The following is a 15,547-nucleotide window of genomic DNA, read 5'->3' on the forward strand; positions in this document are numbered from 1 at the left end:
TCGTCATTCAGACCGAACTCGAACCGGGTAACTGGCTCTATCTCTCGTCATTCAGACCGAACTCGAACCGGGTAACTGGCTCTATCTCGCCACGCTGATGCCTAACCCGTACTTCCTGAATTCGAATGACCCGCTGTCGCCGGACCGCCTGGTAGTGCAGGGTGCGTCGCTGGCGGTCGTATTGCTGCTGTCCTTCCTGATGGTGCGCTCGATTACACGCCCGCTGGCGGCGCTGTCCGATGCGGCGGAGGCTTTCGGCAAGGATGAAAATGCGCCGGCGCTGCCGGAAACGGGCAGCCGCGAATTCGTCAACACGGCGCGTGCCTTCGGCGCCATGCGCGAGCGGATTGCCCGCTACATCAAGGACCGCGAACGATTGTTCATCTCCATCTCGCACGATCTGCGCACGCCCATCACCCGCCTGAAGCTGCGCGCCGAGCTGCTGGATGACGATGCACTGCGCAACGACTTCGAAGAAGACCTCGATGAGCTGGACGTGATGGTGAAAGGCGCGCTGCAATGTGTGAAGGACAGCGATATCCACGAGAATCCGGCCGAGGTGAAGCTGGATACGCTGATACGCCGCCTGGTGCGCAGCGCGGAGCTGGCTGGCCATAGCGTGGCGTATGAGGCAAGCGGCATCACCGTACGTGGCAAACCGCTGGCGCTGAAGCGTGCCATTGGCAACCTGCTCGATAACGCCCTGTTCTACGGCGAGCGCGCCGAGATCAGCGTGTGCGCCAGTGAGGAGTGGACGGAGATCGCGGTGCGCGACCACGGTCCGGGTGTGCCGGAAGATGCGGTCGCCAGTCTGTTGGAGCCATACGTGCGCCTGGACCACGGCCGCGAGCGCAATGGCGCCGGCATGGGCTTAGGGCTGGGCATCGCCAGCGGCATCATTGAAGGACATGGCGGCAAGCTGATGCTCGCCAACCATCCCGAAGGCGGCTTGAACGCCGTGATTCGCCTGCCCGCTTAGCGGGTGTTCAGATCCTCGGCGCGGATCGCCCAAAGGCCCGGCAGGTTGCGCCAGTAGCCGTAGACGTCCATGCCGAAACCGACCACGAAGCGGTTCGGAATAGTCAGACCGACCAGGTCGGCCTTCACCGGCTTGATCTTGCCGATGTTCTTGTCCGCGAAGACGGCGATGATCACTTCCTTGGCGCCCATCTCCAGCAGGCGCGCTTTCACGTGTGCCAGGGTTTCGCCTTCGTCCAGGATATCGTCCAGCACGATCACGGTGCGGCCGGACACGGTGGGACGCGGCACGACCTTCCACACCACCTTGCCGCCCTGGTCGTCGTCGCCATAACGGCTCACGTGGATGTAATCGAATTCGAGCGGGAAGGTCAGTTGCGGCAGCAGGCTGCCGGTGAACACAACAGCGCCGCCCATCACGCCAAGCACCAGCGGGAACTCCTGTCTGGCGGGATCGCCGAAGCGTTCGTTCAGGGAGTCGGCCATGCGGCGCACGGATGCTTGCACGGCTTCCTTGTCAAAGATCTCTTCCGCGTTTTCGATCAGCGCGCGGGCGCGATTGTGATGGAACTCTTGCATAATCTGCCTACTTAACGACTGGGTGATGAATGGCTTTCATTATCCGCCATCTGCCCAGCTGTCGCAGGATAAGTTGGTTTTACGCCACAGGCCGCGTTATCTCTGCGTTATTCAACTGTAATCGCGCACATCGTCGATGATCTTGCCGTCATTTGGCAGGCTGCCATGCGTCGCGAATTGCACTTCGCCGCGCAATTTGGTGACCTCGCGGATACTGGCGATGATGTCCGGCGCCGCATTGTGCGCTGCGGGATCGGCGACTTCGCAGTGCAGGGTCATGACTTCATCGGCGATTTTTCCTGATACCACAAGGCGCGCTTTCAGCACCTGTGGATGGCGGCGCGTGATCTCGTGCACCTGCGAGGGATGCACGAACATGGCGCGAATCTTGGTCGTCTGGTCCGCGCGGCCCATCCAGCCCTTGATGCGCGTGTTGGTGCGGCCGCAAGGCGAAGGCGCTGCGCCGGTCAGCACGGCAGACAGATCGCCCGTTGCGAAGCGCACCAGCGGGTAGTCGGGATTGAAGACGGTCACCACGACTTCGCCCACTTCGCCCGGTGCTACGGGCTCGCCTGAGCCGGGGCGCACGATTTCCAGGATCACTTCCTCGTCCAGTACCAGGCCGGGATTGACCTTGCCGTTACTCTTGGTTTCGTAGGCGATGTTACCTACATCGGCGGAGCCGTAAGTCTGCACCACGTCCTGCACGCCATGTGCGGCAAACCACTGGCGCAGCGACTCCGGCAAGGCCTCCGCGCTGACAATGGCGCGCTTCACGCTGCCAATATCGGCGCCGGTTTCCTGCGCTTTCTCGATGATGATCTTCAGGAAGGACGGTGTGCCAACATAAGTATCAGGCTTCAGCTCGGACATCGCCTGCACCTGCAGCTCCGTCTGTCCGGTACCGGCAGGAATCACCGTGCAGCCGATGCGCGCTGCACCGCCTTCCACCATGAAGGCAGCCGGGGTGAAGTGATACGAGAAGCAGTTCTGCAGCAGCCCGCCCGCACGCACGCCCGCTGCGTACATGGGACGCGCAAAGCGCCACCAGTCGCTGCCGCGTCCTTCAGGGTCGAAAATGGGGCCGGGCGACATGAAGATGCGTCCGAGCTGGCGCGGTTCGGTGCTGGTGAGTCCACCAAAGGGCGGCGCCATATGCTGCAAGCCTTTCAGGTCCGACTTGCGCGTGACCGGCAGCCTGGCCAGTGCTTCACGGCTGGTGACGGCCGCTGCGTCGACGCCGGCAAGAATGCGCGACCATCCCGGTGCCGACTTCGCATGCGCCACCAGCTGCGGCAGGCGTGCCATCAGCTCACGTTCGCGCTGTTCAGGGGCGCGGGTTTCCAGGCTGTCGAGGGTGTCGGCCATCATGCGGCTCCTTCGATTTCTCTTTGCAGTTTCTTGGTCAGTTTTGCGAATATCAGCTCGTGCGCGCGCTGCAGCAGCTCTTTTGCTTCCGCGTCGTTCAGCGATTTGATGTCTTCCACCTTTATCCAGCGCGATTTCGCCAGATAGGGCGCGGGGATGATGCCCGGGCGATCCGTCAGCTCCAGGAAGCGGTCGTCATCGACCTTGAACCGGATGCTGGTAGCCTTCGCGTCCACATCGGTGACGGCAAACATCTTGCCGCCGACCGAGAACACAAGGTGATCCACCCATTTGATGTCTTCCGTTGCGCCGGGCAGGCACCGGCAGAATTCCTTCGCTTGCTTGATATTCATGCGTCTCTTGATCAGGCCAGCCAGCGTTTGCGGCGGCGGTAAAACTTCATGTCCCGGAAGCTCTTGCGGCCTGCGCCGGACATGCCCAGATAGAATTCCTTCACGTCTTCGTTGTTCGCCAGCTCCGAAGCTTCGCCTTCCATCACCACGCGGCCGTTCTCCAGGATGTAGCCGAAATCCGCGTAGCGCAGCGCCACCATGGTGTTCTGCTCGGCCAGCAGGAAGGACACGTTCTCCTTCACGTTCAGGTCTTTCACGATGCCGAAGATCTCTTCGACGATCTGCGGCGCGATGCCCATCGAAGGTTCGTCCAGCAAAATCATGGAAGGCTTGGCCATCAGCGCCCGTCCGATGGCGCACATCTGCTGCTCGCCACCGGAGGTATAGCCGGCCTGGCTGCTGCGGCGCGTTTTCAAGCGCGGGAAGTAGTGATAGACCTTTTCCAGCGAATCGCGCAAGGCGGCGCGCGATTCGTTGCGGGTGAAGGCGCCGGTCAGCAGGTTTTCTTCGATGGTCAGGTGGCCGAAGCAGTGCCGTCCTTCCATCACCTGCGACAGGCCGCGCCGTACCAGCTCATTTGGCGTGAGCTGGTCGATGCGTTCGCCCTTGAACAGCACCTCGCCCTTGGTCACATCGCCGCGTTCATTGCGCAGCAAGGTCGAAATGGTCTTCAGCGTGGTCGATTTGCCCGCGCCGTTGGCGCCCAGCAGGGCGACGATCTTGCCCTGCGGGACTTGCAGCGAAACGCCTTTCAGCACGAGGATCACGTGGTCGTAGATCACCTCGATATTGTTCACCGACAGGTAGGGCTGCGGCGCTGCGGCGGCCTGAGGGGCCGTCGCAGCGGTTGCTGGGTGCAGTGTGCTCATGACTTCAGACAGGCCGGAGTAATTTTCTTCTCGGCTGCGTACTTGGCCGACGACTCATCGGTCAGCTTGCGTACCAGCGCTTTATCGCCGATCACCCAATTCGGAGTTATCGCGACCCACTTCTTGCCATCCCACTGCTGCACCTTCACGGCACCCGAGCCTTCATGGTCATCACAGCTGGTTTTCACAGGAGGGAACATATTGAACACGCCGAGGGCCTTCTGGCGGGCCTCATCCACGTTCAAATTCTCAAACCCCCAGCGCAACTGCTCTCCCGAGACCGGCTTTCCTTTGCCGAATTTCTCCTGCGCGGCACGCATTGCTTCCACATACATCACGCCCGCGGTCAGGCCGCGCATGTGGTACACCGATCCGATGCGCGACTGGTCGGCCAGGTTGCCCTTGCCGGCCGCGTAAACCTTCTTCCTCAAATCGTCCAGCAGCGGGTAATTGCCCGGCGTGTTGAACGTCATGGCCGTATAGCCCTTGGCAGCCTCGCCCGAAGGTACGGTGTCTTCTTCCGAACCGGCCCACCAAACGCCCAGCATTTTGTCGCGCGGGAAGCCGTTGCGCTGCGCCGTCTTGATGRCGACGGAGTTCATCACACCCCAGCCCCACAGGATTACGTGGTCAGGATTGGCCTGGCGGATCTGCAGCCATTGCGATTGCTGCTCGCTGCCCGGTGGTGCGACGGGGATCTTGATCAGTTCAAAACCGTATTCCTTGGACAGCGCTTCCAGCACTGGCAAGGGTTCCTTGCCGAAGGCCGAGTCGTGGTACAGGTGCACGATCTTCTTGCCCTTCAGGTTCTGCATGCCCCCGTGCTTGTCGCCCAGGTATTTGATCATGGCCGCCGCCTGGCTCCAGTAGTTGGACACCAGCGGGAACACATACGGGAACACCTTGCCGTTCGCTGCATCCGAACGGCCGTAGCCCAGGGTGGTCATGGGCACCTTGTCGGCCGGCAGGCGGTCCAGGATGCCGTAAGCGATACCGGTGGACAGTGTCTCGACGCCGGTGGCGCCACCGTTCTTGGTCTTCAGGCGCTCATAGCACTCCACGCCGCGTGACGGGTTGTATTCAGTTTCGCATTCTTCCCACGAGATCTTCACGCCGTTCACGCCGCCATTGGCATTGACCAGGTTGAAGTAATCGATCATACCGCCATAAAAACCGGAACCGCCCGCTGCATAAGGACCCACTCGGTAGGAAGGCAAGGCAACAAACTGCTCGGTGGGCTGAGCCCAGGCGCTGCTGGTGACGATGCTGCAAGCGGTTGCGATGCCGAGTACCAGAGATTTCATCTTCATTTATGTGTCTCCATGAATAGTTATGGATCGCTCAGTGCGGGAAAGGCCACAGGCGAAGTTTCTCTTTACCGATTTGCCACAAACGCGCCAGACCGTGAGGTTCCACGATCAGGAAGAAAATAATCAAAGCGCCGAATACCATGAGTTCGAGATTGGATGCGACGGTGGTTGGCAAGGCCAGACCGTGCGCCAGCACGTTCAGGAACACCGGCAGCAACACGATGAAGGCCGCGCCGAGGAAGGACCCCAGCACGGAAYCCACGCCGCCAATGATGATCATGAACAGGATGCGGAAGGAGAGCTCCAGGTTGTAGGCCTCCGGTTCCACCGTGCCGAGGTAGGCGAAAGCGTACAGGGCGCCGGCCACGCCGCAGTAGAAGGAGCTGACGGCAAAGGCCAGCAGCTTGGTGCGCATCAGGCGGAAGCCGATCACTTCGGCCGCCACGTCCATATCGCGCACGGCCATCCATGAGCGGCCGACATTGGAGCGGATCATATTTTTCGCCAGCAGGGCCATGATGGCCACAATTACCAGCACCAGCAGGTATTTGCTCTCCGGCGTCTCAAAGGTATAGCCCAGGATTTCCATCTTCTGCGCGGTAATCACGCCGGACGAGCTGTAATTGGTCAGCCAGCCGATCTTGGTCAGGCACCACACCACGAAGAACTGCGTTGCCAGCGTGGCGGCGGCCAGATAGAAGCCACGGATGCGCAACGAAGGCAGGCCGAACGCCATGCCGACCAGCGCGGCGCTCAGGCCACCCAGCACGAAGGCCAGCAGCACCGGAATGCCGGGAATGCGCAGCACGAAGTTATACGACGCGAAGGCACCGACCGCCATGAAGGCAGCCGTCCCCAGCGACAGCTGTCCCGCATAGCCAGTCAGGATATTGAGGCCCAGGGCCGCCAGCGAAAAGATCAGGAAAGGAATCAGGATCGCAGACAGGACGTAGGGCGAGGACACGAAAGGCAGCACCAGCAGCGCCACGCCCAGCGTCACCATCAGCGCCATGCGGTCCTGGCGGATCGGCAGGATCTGGCCGTCCGTCTCGTAGCTGGTCTTGAATTGTCCTGCTTCACGGTAGAACATCGCTCAGATCCTCCGGATGATTTTTTCGCCGAACAGGCCTTCAGGCCGCACCAGCAGGAAGAGCAGGGCCAGCACATAAGGGAACCAGCCCTCGATGCCGCCGCCCACCATCGGACCGATATACACCTCCGCCAGCTTTTCGGAAGCGCCGATGATCAGGCCACCGACAATCGCGCCCGGAATCGACGTAAATCCGCCCAGGATCAGCACCGGCAGCGCCTTCAGCGCGATGAAGGTCAACGCGAACTGCACACCATTGCGCGCACCCCACAGCAGGCCTGCCACCAGCGCCACCATGCCCGCCACCGCCCACAGGATGCCCCAGATCCGTTGTAGCGGTATGCCGACAGCCAGCGCGGCCTGGTGATCGTCCGCCACCGCGCGCAGGGCGCGTCCGACCTTGGTCTTGGCGAACAGCAGGGCGAGGATGGTGACCATGATGGCGCAGATGGCCGCCGCGGTCACATCGAACTGGGATACGATGATGTTGAACTTATCCATCAGGAACTGCATCGGCACGTCTTCAATCGGTACATCCAGCTTGTGCACCTGCGAGCCCCAGATCAGCTGTGCCAGGCCTTCGATGAAGAAGGCAAGGCCGATGGTGGCCATGAACAGCGTGATTTCCGGCTGGTTCACCAGGGGCCGCAGCACCACGCGTTCGATCACGAAGCCCAGAATGACCATCGCCACAATCGTGGCGGGAATCGCCAGCCACAGCGGCATGCCGAACTTGTCCATGAAGCCGACGCAGGTCAGCGCGGCAAAGAACACCATGGCGCCCTGGGCGAAGTTGAATACGCCGGAAGCCTTGTAGATCAGGACAAAGCCAATCGCCACCAGCGCATACATCACGCCGGACAGCAGGCCGCCGATCAGCACTTCGAAGAAGAAATTGATGTTCATATCAGTGCGCCGTGCCGAGGTAAGCGTTGATCACGTCCTGGTTGGTGCGGACTTCATCCGGAGTGCCGTCGCCGATCTTCTTGCCGTAGTCCAGCACCACCACGCGGTCCGAGATATCCATCACCACGCCCATATCGTGCTCGATCAACACAATGGTGGTGCCGAACTGCTCGTTCACGTCGAGGATGAAACGGCACATGTCCTGCTTTTCTTCCACGTTCATGCCGGCCATCGGCTCGTCCAGCAGCAGGATCTGCGGCTCGGCGGCCAATGCACGGCCCAGTTCCACGCGCTTTTGCAGACCATACGGCAGGCGGCCCACCGGCGTCTTGCGGATATGCTGGATTTCGAGGAAGTCGATGATCTCTTCGCATTTCATGCGGTGTTCGATTTCCTCGCGCCGCGCCGGTCCCCAGTACAGGGTCTGCATCAGGAAGTTCGATTTGATCTTGAGGTTACGGCCGGTCATGATGTTGTCCAGCACCGTCATGCCCTTGAACAGGGCAATGTTCTGGAAGGTGCGGGCGATGCCGGATTTTGCGGCCTGGTAGCAGTCCATATTCTTGCGCTGTTCGCCGCGGTAGATGATCTGGCCCTGCTGCGGGCGGTAGACCCCATTGATCACGTTCAGCATCGAGCTTTTACCGGCGCCGTTGGGGCCGATAATGGCGCGGATCTCGTGTTCCTTCACATTGAACGAGATATTTGTGAGCGCTTTCACGCCGCCGAAGGACAGCGAAATATTCTGCAGATCCAGGATCACCGGGCCGACGTTGCGCCCTGCGTCCACAATCGCATCCGGTTCATTCATCTGCATAATGGCCTCGCTCATGCGGCCTGCCGGGTCACGACAGGGAAGGTCTTGCTGTTCCAGATCTGCAGGTCGGCGGATACGACGCCAGTGCGTCCGTCCTCGAACTTGACCTGGGTTTCGACGTATTGCGAAGGCTTGCTGTCGTACAGTGCTTCAATCAGCACGGCGTATTTGTCGGCAATGAAGCGGCGCCGCACTTTGCGCGTGCGGGTCAGTTCATCATCGTCCGGGTCCATTTCCTTGTGCAGCACGAGGAAACGGTGGATTTGCGTGTCGCCCATCAGGGCTTCACCAGCCAGGTCTGCGTTGACCTTCTCGACGCATTCCCTGACCAGTTCATAAACCTGTTTGTTGGCCGCCAGGTCGGTGTAGCCCGAGTAGGCAATACCGCGCCGTTCGGCCCAGTTACCCACAGCCTCCATATCGATATTGATGAAGGCGCACACGGTATCGCGCTGGTTGCCGAAGCTGACCGCCTCTTTGATGAAAGGGAAGAACTTCAGCTTGTTCTCAATGTAGTTGGGCGCGAACATGGCGCCGCTGTTCATCTTGCCGACGTCGGCCGCGCGGTCGATGATTTTCAGGTGGCCATCGTTGTCGAAGAAGCCGGCATCGCCGGTGTGGAAATAGCCATCGTCGTCGATGGCTTCACAGGTCGCGTCCGGACGCTTGTAATAGCAGTCCATCATGGTCGGCGACTTCACCAGCACTTCACCGTTGGCGGCCAGCTTCACTTCCACGCCCGGCGCTGGCGGACCCACGCTGTCGAACTTGATCTTGCCGTCCGGCTGGAAGCAGATGTAGGCGCAGGTTTCGGTGGAGCCGTAGAACTGCTTCAGGTTCACGCCAATCGAGCGGTAGAACTTGAACAGGTCCGGACCGATCGCCGCACCCGCCGTGTAAGCCACGCGCACGCGCGACAGGCCGAGCACATTCTTCAGCGGACCATACACCAGCACATCGCCGATGGCATATTCGACACGGTCGGACATCGCTACCGGTTTGCCGTCGAGGATATCAGCGCCGCAGCGCCGCGCAACGTCCATATAGTGATGGAACATCTTGCGCTTGATGGTCCCCGCGTCTTCCATGCGGATCATCACCTGAGTCAGCATGTTTTCGAAGATGCGCGGGGGCGCAAAGTAATAGGAGGGGCCGATCTCGCGCATATCCGTCGTAACGGTATCGCTCGATTCCGGGCAGTTCACTGTGAACCCCGCGACCATGGCTTGTGCGAAGGAGAACAGGCAGTCGCCTACCCATGCCATCGGCAGGTAGGAGAGTACGTTCTCTTCGTCGGTCAGCTTGTCGAAGCCAATGCCGCCGTTGGCGGCTGCGATCAAGGCCTTGTGCGTCTGGCACACTCCCTTAGGTTTCCCCGTAGTACCTGACGTGTAAAGAATGATCGCGTTATCGCATTCCATGCCTGTGGCGATGGCGCTCTCGTAGAAGGCCGGGTTTTGCTTGTCGTAAGCACGTCCCAGCTCTTGTAATTTCGCGTAAGAGATTAGTTCCTTGTGGGTGTAATTGCGCATGCCCCGCTCGTCTTCGTATGCGATGTGGGCGATGGCGGGGCAGCAGTCGATCAGTTCCAGCAGCTTGTCCACCTGCTCCTGATCTTCGACGATGGCGTATTGAATTTCGGCGTTTTCCAGCACGAAGGACATGTCGGCCGCCGGCGCATCCTGGTACAGCGGAACGGGCACGCCACCCAGGCACTGTGCTGCTAGCATTGCCCAATACAGGCGGGGACGGTTGTCGCCGATGATGGCCAGGTTCATGCCGCGCTGGAAGCCCAGTGCAGCCAAACCGCATGCCAGTGCGCGGATTTCCTCGTTCACTTGCGACCAGTTCCAGGTCTGCCAGATGCCGAGATACTTCTCGCGGAAGGCGGGCTTATTGGGCCTATTTTTTCCGTGCTCAATCAAGTAGCGCGGAAAAGTAGTCATCTCATGCTGCACCGTTGTCTCCTTGGTCCTCTGCCGAGACAGAGGCATCCTCATTGTTTGGGTGGGGGCCGCAATTTGTGTGATGATATTAGCGTGCGAATCTAGGCAAAGTTGTCTTTTCGAAGACAATTCGACGAATTTTGATGGTGCGCCGCAACAATGAAACAGGAATCTCCCAGCCTGAAGGAAGCACTGCACGCCGCCCTCTGGGCCAGCACTCTTACAGCTGAGCAAATGGCGCTGGTGGAAGCCACCACATATGAAGTATTCATCCCTAAAGGCGGCTTCGTCTGCCATAAGGGCGAAGTGGTGGATAACTGGATCGGCATCATCTCCGGCATGGTCAAGATGAACAATTTCTCGCCCTCGGGGAAAAGCGTTACATTCACCGGCGTGCCGCCTGGCGGCTGGTTCGGCGAAGGGTCGCTGCTGAAGGATGAGCACCGCAAATACGACGCCATGACCTTGCGCGACAGCCGCATCGCCCGCATGCCGGCCGCGACCTTCCATCACCTGCTGGAGAATAGCCTGCCTTTCACCCGGTTCCTGTTGATGCAGCTCAATGAAAGGCTGGGACAGTTCATCGGCATGGTGGAAAACGAACGTTTGCTGGACCCGGACACGCGCGTGGCCCGTTGTCTGGCCTCGCTTTTCAATAGCCACCTCTACCCCGGCATTGAGCGCCTGGTGCATATTTCGCAGGAAGAAATCGGCCTGCTGTCCGGTTCCTCGCGCCAGCGCGCCAACCAGGCCCTGCAAGTGCTTGAACGCGAAGGCCTGGTGCGCGTGGACTATGGCGGCATCCGCATCCTCGACCTCGAAGGCCTGCGCCGCTTCGAAGCCTAATACGCGGTATCATCGCGCTATGAAAGACTCGATCAATCCAGTACCGGCGCGCCTGTCTGCTTTGCGGCAGGCCATGCAGCGCCATGGCGTCGACGCGCTGATGGTGCCGTCGGCCGATCCGCACCTCTCCGAATATCTGCCGCCGCGCTTTAAGGGGCGCGAGTGGCTGTCCAATTTCACCGGTTCGGTGGGCACTTTTATCATCACTGCCGATTTCGCAGGCGTGTGGACCGATGGGCGCTACTGGACGCAGGCCGAGTTCGAGCTGGCCGGCACTGGCGTGCAGCTCATGAAGATCACCTCGGGCGCAAGCGTGCAGTACATCGACTGGCTGGCTGCGACCATGCGTGAAGGGCAGATTGTAGCGGTGGATGGCGCGGTGCTAGGCTTATCCATTGCACGCCTGTYGCAGGCCGCGCTGGAGACGAAAGGCGTCAAGCTGCGCACGGATCTGGATGTGCTGGATGAAGTCTGGACCCAGCGTCCAGGCCTGCCCACGGAGCCGGTCTACGAACATCTGCCGCCATACGCGCCGAAAGGCCGCGGCACCAAGCTGGCGGAATTGCGTGCTGAAATGGCGCGGGCCGGCGCCAGTCACCATCTGATTTCGACGCTGGACGATATCGCCTGGCTGTTCAATCTGCGCGGCTCGGATGTGCATTTCAATCCGATTTTCCTGTCGCACGCCGTGATCGATGCGCAGCAAGCCACGCTATTTGTCGCCGACGGCAAGATCAGCGCCGACCTGGCGGGCGAGCTGGCTGCTGACGGCATTGTCGTCCGTCCTTATGCTGGCGCCGCCGACGCATTGAGCGCGCTGCCGCAGAACGCCGTGCTGCTGCTGGACCCGCGCCGCATCACTTACGGCACGCGCCAGGCCGTGCCGCAGGGCGTACGCGTGATTGAAGCCGTGAATCCGACCACGTTCGCCAAATCGCGCAAGACCGAGGTTGAAGCCGACCATGTCCGCGCCACGATGGAGCAGGATGGCGCTGCGCTGTCCGAGTTCTTCTGCTGGCTGGAGGGCGCGCTGGCCCGACGCGAAAAGCTGAATGAGTATGAGGTCGGCGAGCACCTGCTGTCCTTCCGCAAGCGCCGCCCCGGTTTCGTGAGCCCGAGTTTCGGCACCATTGCGGGTTTTCGCGCCAACGGCGCCATCATGCATTACCGTGCCAGCGAATCCGGATGCGCCGCAATCGAAGGCGATGGGCTGCTGCTGATCGACTCCGGCGGCCAGTACGTTGGCGGCACCACGGACGTGACGCGCGTGGTCGGCGTCGGCGCTATCACGCCGGAACAGAAGCGCGACTTCACGCTGGTCCTGAAAGGCATGATCGCGCTCTCTGTTGCGCATTTCCCGCGTGGCTGCAAATCGCCCATGCTGGATTCCATCGCCCGGGCGCCGCTGTGGGCGGYCGGAGTCGACTTCGGTCACGGCACGGGACACGGTGTCGGCTACTTCCTGAACGTGCACGAAGGCCCGCAATCGATCTCGCCGTCCACCCCGCCGGAAGCGCATACGGCCATGGAGCCCGGCATGATCACCTCCAACGAGCCTGGCGTGTACCGCCCCGGCAAGTGGGGCATCCGCATTGAAAACCTGGTGCTGAACGTGCCCGCCGGGACGTCGGAATTCGGCGAGTTCCTGCGCTTCGAAACACTGACCCTGTGTCCGATCGACACGCGCTGCATTGACCGCGCGCTGCTGCGTGAAGACGAAATCGCGTGGCTGAACGCTTACCACGCCACGGTGCGTGAGCGCGTGAGTCCCCTGATCAACGGTGATGCGCTGGCCTGGCTGGAAGAAAGGACAAAAGAAATATGAGCGCACGCTCTACCAAAGCCTCCAACGCGCTGGCCCGCTTGAAAGAACGCAGCGGCAACCAGGGCTATTCGATGACGATCACCGGCGCCGGCCACTTCCTGCTATCCGAGTCGCCGGACAGCCAGCCGCTGAACCCACCGATGGAGCTGGACGACTTCGTCGCCTTTGTCAACGCACAGGGACCGCAGAAAGCAAAGCGCGTCAGCAAGCTGGATGTGGCGTTCGAAAAGCAGTTGGTCAAGAAAACCGGAAAATAAAGAATCGCCATGCCAACGATTGAATTCTTGAGTGCTTACTGGTCGTCCAGCGAATTGGCGACCAACGGGCTGATCCTGTTGAACCTCCTGGGTGCGCTCGCGCTTGGCCTGCTGGTTGGCTACGAGCGTTCATATCATGGCCGCGCGGCCGGCATGCGCACCTACGGGCTGGTTTGCATGGCCTCGGCCACGCTGACCGTGATCTGCGGCTATCCGACGCAATGGTTTGGCGGCCATATGACGGAACTGGTGGGTACGGACCCGACCCGGGTGATCCAGGGCATCGTGACCGGTATCGGCTTCCTTGGCGCGGGCGTGATCATGCGCGAAGGCTTCAATATCAGTGGCCTGACGACGGCGGCGTCGATCTGGGCGTCTTCCGTTATCGGCATCATGGTCGGTGTCGGCTTCTATCTCGGCGCCATGGGCCTGGCCGCATTGAGCGCGGCGGCGATGATTTTCCTGACCCGGCTCGAAGCCTGGCTGCCGTCGCGCCATGCGATTGCCATTTCCATGCGCTTCAAGGTGGGCTACGAGCCGCAGGAACAGGCGCTGCATGAGATGGCGCTGGCGCGCGGTTACCAGATTGCCGGCGGCTCGCTGACCATCAGCATGGTGGACGGCAAGCAGGATTGGAAATTCGTGGCGCTGGCGTTGAGCAAGCGCAGCGGCGCGCCGCTGTCCAAGCTGGCGGCCGAGATGCTGCACTTCGAAGGTATCGACGGCTTCAGCGTCACGCACGCCCGCAACTAGGAGATTCGCTTGCTTATCAATGCTCAGGATGTACTGGATTTCTGGTTCCTGCCGATTGGCGTGAAGGGCCACAATATGCAGCGCGCGGAGTGGTTCCGCAAGGATGACGCCTTCGATCAGCTGATCTTCAGCCAGTTCGGCGGCGTGGTCGAAGATGCCCTGTCCGGCGGCCTGCGCCAATGGGACGACGAGGGTACGCAAGGCACGCTGGCCCGGATCATTGTGCTGGATCAGTTCACCCGCAATATCTATCGCGGCACCGCCAAGGCTTTCGCTGGCGACGCGCTGGCGCTCGAAGCGGCCAGGGCGCTTGACGATTCGGGCGCCAACCAGACCTTGCCCGCCGTGCAGCGCGCGTTTTCGTTCATGCCGTTCGAGCATGCGGAGAATCTGTCGGTGCAGATCCGCTGCGTCGATTTATTCACCATGCTGGCTGCCGATGCGCCGGCTTTTGCGAACAATCTCGATTACGCCAGGCGTCACCTGGAAGTGATTCGCCGCTTCGGCCGCTTCCCGCACCGGAACGCCATCCTTGGCCGCGAGTCGACGCCGGAGGAAGTCGAGTTTCTTAAGCAGCCAGGTTCGAGATTCTGATGCGCAGCCTGACCGTGATTGGCGGCGGACATGTCGGCCGTGTGCTGGGCCGCCTGCTGCATACGCGCGCCGGCTTCAAGGTAAACCATGTCGTCGGCCGTTCCGCGGATTCCGCACGCGACGCAGCAGCCTTTATCGGCGCCGGCCACGCGCTCAATCACTACGGCGCGCTGACGCCTGCCGACGTCTACATGCTGACCGTACCGGATGACCAGATTGCACGCGCCTGCACCATGCTGGCCGCCGCCGTGCCTTTGCGCGGCGCGGTTGTATTCCATTGCAGCGGTGCGCTGGCCTCGGACAAGCTGCAGCCTGCACGCGCCGCCGGCGCGCATGTCGCCAGCGTGCATCCGATCCGCAGCTTTGCTGATGTGGAGGCGGTCGCTGCGGCCTTCGACGGCACGTTCTGCGGTGTGGAAGGCGATGCGCAGGCACTGACGGTGCTGCAGCCCGCGCTGGCGGCCATCGGCGCGCGCGTCGTGCCGATCGATGCGTCGGCCAAAACGGTGTATCACGCCGCGGCAGTCTTCGCCAGCAATTACCTCGTGACGGTGCTGGACGCCGCCTTGCGTGCCTATCAGGCCGCAGGAATTCCGGAAGACGTGGCGCGCGAGCTGGCGCGTCCGCTGGCCATGGAGTCGATGGCGAATGTGTTCCGTCTCGGCGCTGCGCCGGCCCTGAGCGGGCCGATAGCGCGCGGGGATATGGCGACGGTGAAGCGTCAGCAGGACGCAGTCGCGGCCTGGGATGCCGCGACTGGCCAGCTCTACGAAGCGCTGGTGCCACCTACAGTCGCCCTGGCAGCGCGCAAGCAAAAGCCTTAATGCGCTGGCCCTGCCTCGGCCATCAGCTGCCCGATCAGGCGGCCCACCAGCATATCGTCCAGCGCGCCAAAATGATTCAGGCGCAGTTCCCCGTCGCGGCCGAACAGCAGCAGGCTCGGTGTGCCTTTCAGCGCATAGTGCCGCATGGTGCGCGGCAGCGGATGGCCCGGCACCGGCTCGTCCACCGCGACCGGAATTGGTAGGCGGTTCTCGTGAATGAAGACTTCCAGCG

At 61.3% G+C, this 15,547-nt stretch carries 16 protein-coding genes and 1 pseudogene; 7 read left to right on the plus strand and 10 right to left on the minus strand.

Translation table 11 applies throughout. The features are described 5' to 3' along the window. Positions 1 to 43: 43 nt before the first annotated feature. A pseudogene (locus AB4Z11_RS05560) lies at positions 44 to 979 on the plus strand (ATP-binding protein); the annotation flags it as partial. Here the strand turns inward: AB4Z11_RS05560 and AB4Z11_RS05565 are convergent. The 9 genes from AB4Z11_RS05565 to AB4Z11_RS05605 all read right to left on the minus strand — a co-directional run bounded on the left by AB4Z11_RS05565 (position 976) and on the right by AB4Z11_RS05605 (position 10,216). Continuing rightward, on the minus strand, positions 976 to 1,557 hold the full coding sequence (locus AB4Z11_RS05565) for a hypoxanthine-guanine phosphoribosyltransferase (RefSeq protein WP_442023263.1): 582 nt from the start codon (positions 1,555 to 1,557) through the stop codon (positions 976 to 978). The pseudogene AB4Z11_RS05560 and the gene AB4Z11_RS05565 overlap by 4 nt on opposite strands. A gap of 111 nt (positions 1,558 to 1,668) precedes the next feature. After that, positions 1,669 to 2,925 (minus strand): phenylacetate--CoA ligase family protein, encoded by a 1,257-nt coding sequence (locus AB4Z11_RS05570; RefSeq protein WP_442023287.1) that lies wholly within the window; start codon positions 2,923 to 2,925, stop codon positions 1,669 to 1,671. Beyond that, a complete protein-coding gene (locus AB4Z11_RS05575; protein WP_442023265.1) occupies positions 2,925 to 3,278 on the minus strand; it encodes an MmcQ/YjbR family DNA-binding protein in 354 nt (117 codons plus the stop codon). The genes AB4Z11_RS05570 and AB4Z11_RS05575 overlap by 1 nt, the downstream gene beginning before the upstream one ends. A gap of 11 nt (positions 3,279 to 3,289) precedes the next feature. Further along, positions 3,290 to 4,147 (minus strand): ABC transporter ATP-binding protein, encoded by an 858-nt coding sequence (locus tag AB4Z11_RS05580; protein WP_442023267.1) that lies wholly within the window; start codon positions 4,145 to 4,147, stop codon positions 3,290 to 3,292. Further along, positions 4,144 to 5,457, minus strand: coding sequence for an ABC transporter substrate-binding protein (locus AB4Z11_RS05585; RefSeq protein ID WP_442023269.1), 1,314 nt, complete (start codon positions 5,455 to 5,457; stop codon positions 4,144 to 4,146). Before AB4Z11_RS05585 ends, AB4Z11_RS05580 begins: the two co-directional genes overlap by 4 nt. Before the next feature lie 31 nt (positions 5,458 to 5,488). Next, complete coding sequence (locus tag AB4Z11_RS05590) at positions 5,489 to 6,547, minus strand: branched-chain amino acid ABC transporter permease (RefSeq protein WP_442023270.1); 1,059 nt, start codon at positions 6,545 to 6,547, stop codon at positions 5,489 to 5,491. A gap of 3 nt (positions 6,548 to 6,550) precedes the next feature. Then, positions 6,551 to 7,447 (minus strand): branched-chain amino acid ABC transporter permease, encoded by an 897-nt coding sequence (locus tag AB4Z11_RS05595; protein WP_442023289.1) that lies wholly within the window; start codon positions 7,445 to 7,447, stop codon positions 6,551 to 6,553. A gap of 7 nt (positions 7,448 to 7,454) precedes the next feature. Then, positions 7,455 to 8,285, minus strand: coding sequence for an ABC transporter ATP-binding protein (locus AB4Z11_RS05600; RefSeq protein WP_442023272.1), 831 nt, complete (start codon positions 8,283 to 8,285; stop codon positions 7,455 to 7,457). Next, positions 8,282 to 10,216 carry an AMP-dependent synthetase/ligase gene (locus tag AB4Z11_RS05605; RefSeq protein ID WP_442023274.1) on the minus strand — a complete coding sequence of 645 codons (1,935 nt, stop codon included), beginning with the start codon at positions 10,214 to 10,216 and terminating at the stop codon, positions 8,282 to 8,284. The genes AB4Z11_RS05600 and AB4Z11_RS05605 overlap by 4 nt, the downstream gene beginning before the upstream one ends. Positions 10,217 to 10,375: 159 nt before the next feature. Between AB4Z11_RS05605 and AB4Z11_RS05610 the strand changes: the two genes are divergently transcribed. From AB4Z11_RS05610 to AB4Z11_RS05635, 6 genes are read left to right on the plus strand one after another with little or no spacing between them, the layout of a single operon-like run. After that, on the plus strand, positions 10,376 to 11,062 hold the full coding sequence (locus AB4Z11_RS05610; RefSeq protein ID WP_442023276.1) for a Crp/Fnr family transcriptional regulator: 687 nt from the start codon (positions 10,376 to 10,378) through the stop codon (positions 11,060 to 11,062). 19 nt (positions 11,063 to 11,081) lie between these two features. Further along, positions 11,082 to 12,887: an aminopeptidase P family protein gene (locus AB4Z11_RS05615; protein WP_442023277.1), complete on the plus strand. Its 1,806-nt coding sequence runs from the start codon at positions 11,082 to 11,084 to the stop codon at positions 12,885 to 12,887. Continuing rightward, on the plus strand, positions 12,884 to 13,144 hold the full coding sequence (locus AB4Z11_RS05620; RefSeq protein WP_442023279.1) for a hypothetical protein: 261 nt from the start codon (positions 12,884 to 12,886) through the stop codon (positions 13,142 to 13,144). Before AB4Z11_RS05615 ends, AB4Z11_RS05620 begins: the two co-directional genes overlap by 4 nt. A 9-nt stretch (positions 13,145 to 13,153) precedes the next feature. Continuing rightward, positions 13,154 to 13,897, plus strand: coding sequence for an MgtC/SapB family protein (locus AB4Z11_RS05625; RefSeq protein WP_442023280.1), 744 nt, complete (start codon positions 13,154 to 13,156; stop codon positions 13,895 to 13,897). A gap of 9 nt (positions 13,898 to 13,906) precedes the next feature. Next, positions 13,907 to 14,491: a DUF924 family protein gene (locus tag AB4Z11_RS05630; protein ID WP_442023282.1), complete on the plus strand. Its 585-nt coding sequence runs from the start codon at positions 13,907 to 13,909 to the stop codon at positions 14,489 to 14,491. After that, positions 14,491 to 15,315, plus strand: a complete 825-nt coding sequence (locus tag AB4Z11_RS05635; protein ID WP_442023284.1) for a Rossmann-like and DUF2520 domain-containing protein — start codon at positions 14,491 to 14,493, stop codon at positions 15,313 to 15,315. Before AB4Z11_RS05630 ends, AB4Z11_RS05635 begins: the two co-directional genes overlap by 1 nt. Here the strand turns inward: AB4Z11_RS05635 and AB4Z11_RS05640 are convergent. Continuing rightward, on the minus strand, positions 15,312 to 15,547 hold a 236-nt coding region (locus AB4Z11_RS05640; RefSeq protein ID WP_442023285.1), incomplete at its 5' end, for a TlpA family protein disulfide reductase. The two genes, AB4Z11_RS05635 and AB4Z11_RS05640, sit on opposite strands and share 4 nt — an antisense overlap.

The sequence above is a fragment of the Pseudoduganella sp. RAF53_2 genome, from assembly GCF_052113985.1.
Classification (GTDB): domain Bacteria; phylum Pseudomonadota; class Gammaproteobacteria; order Burkholderiales; family Burkholderiaceae_D; genus Rugamonas.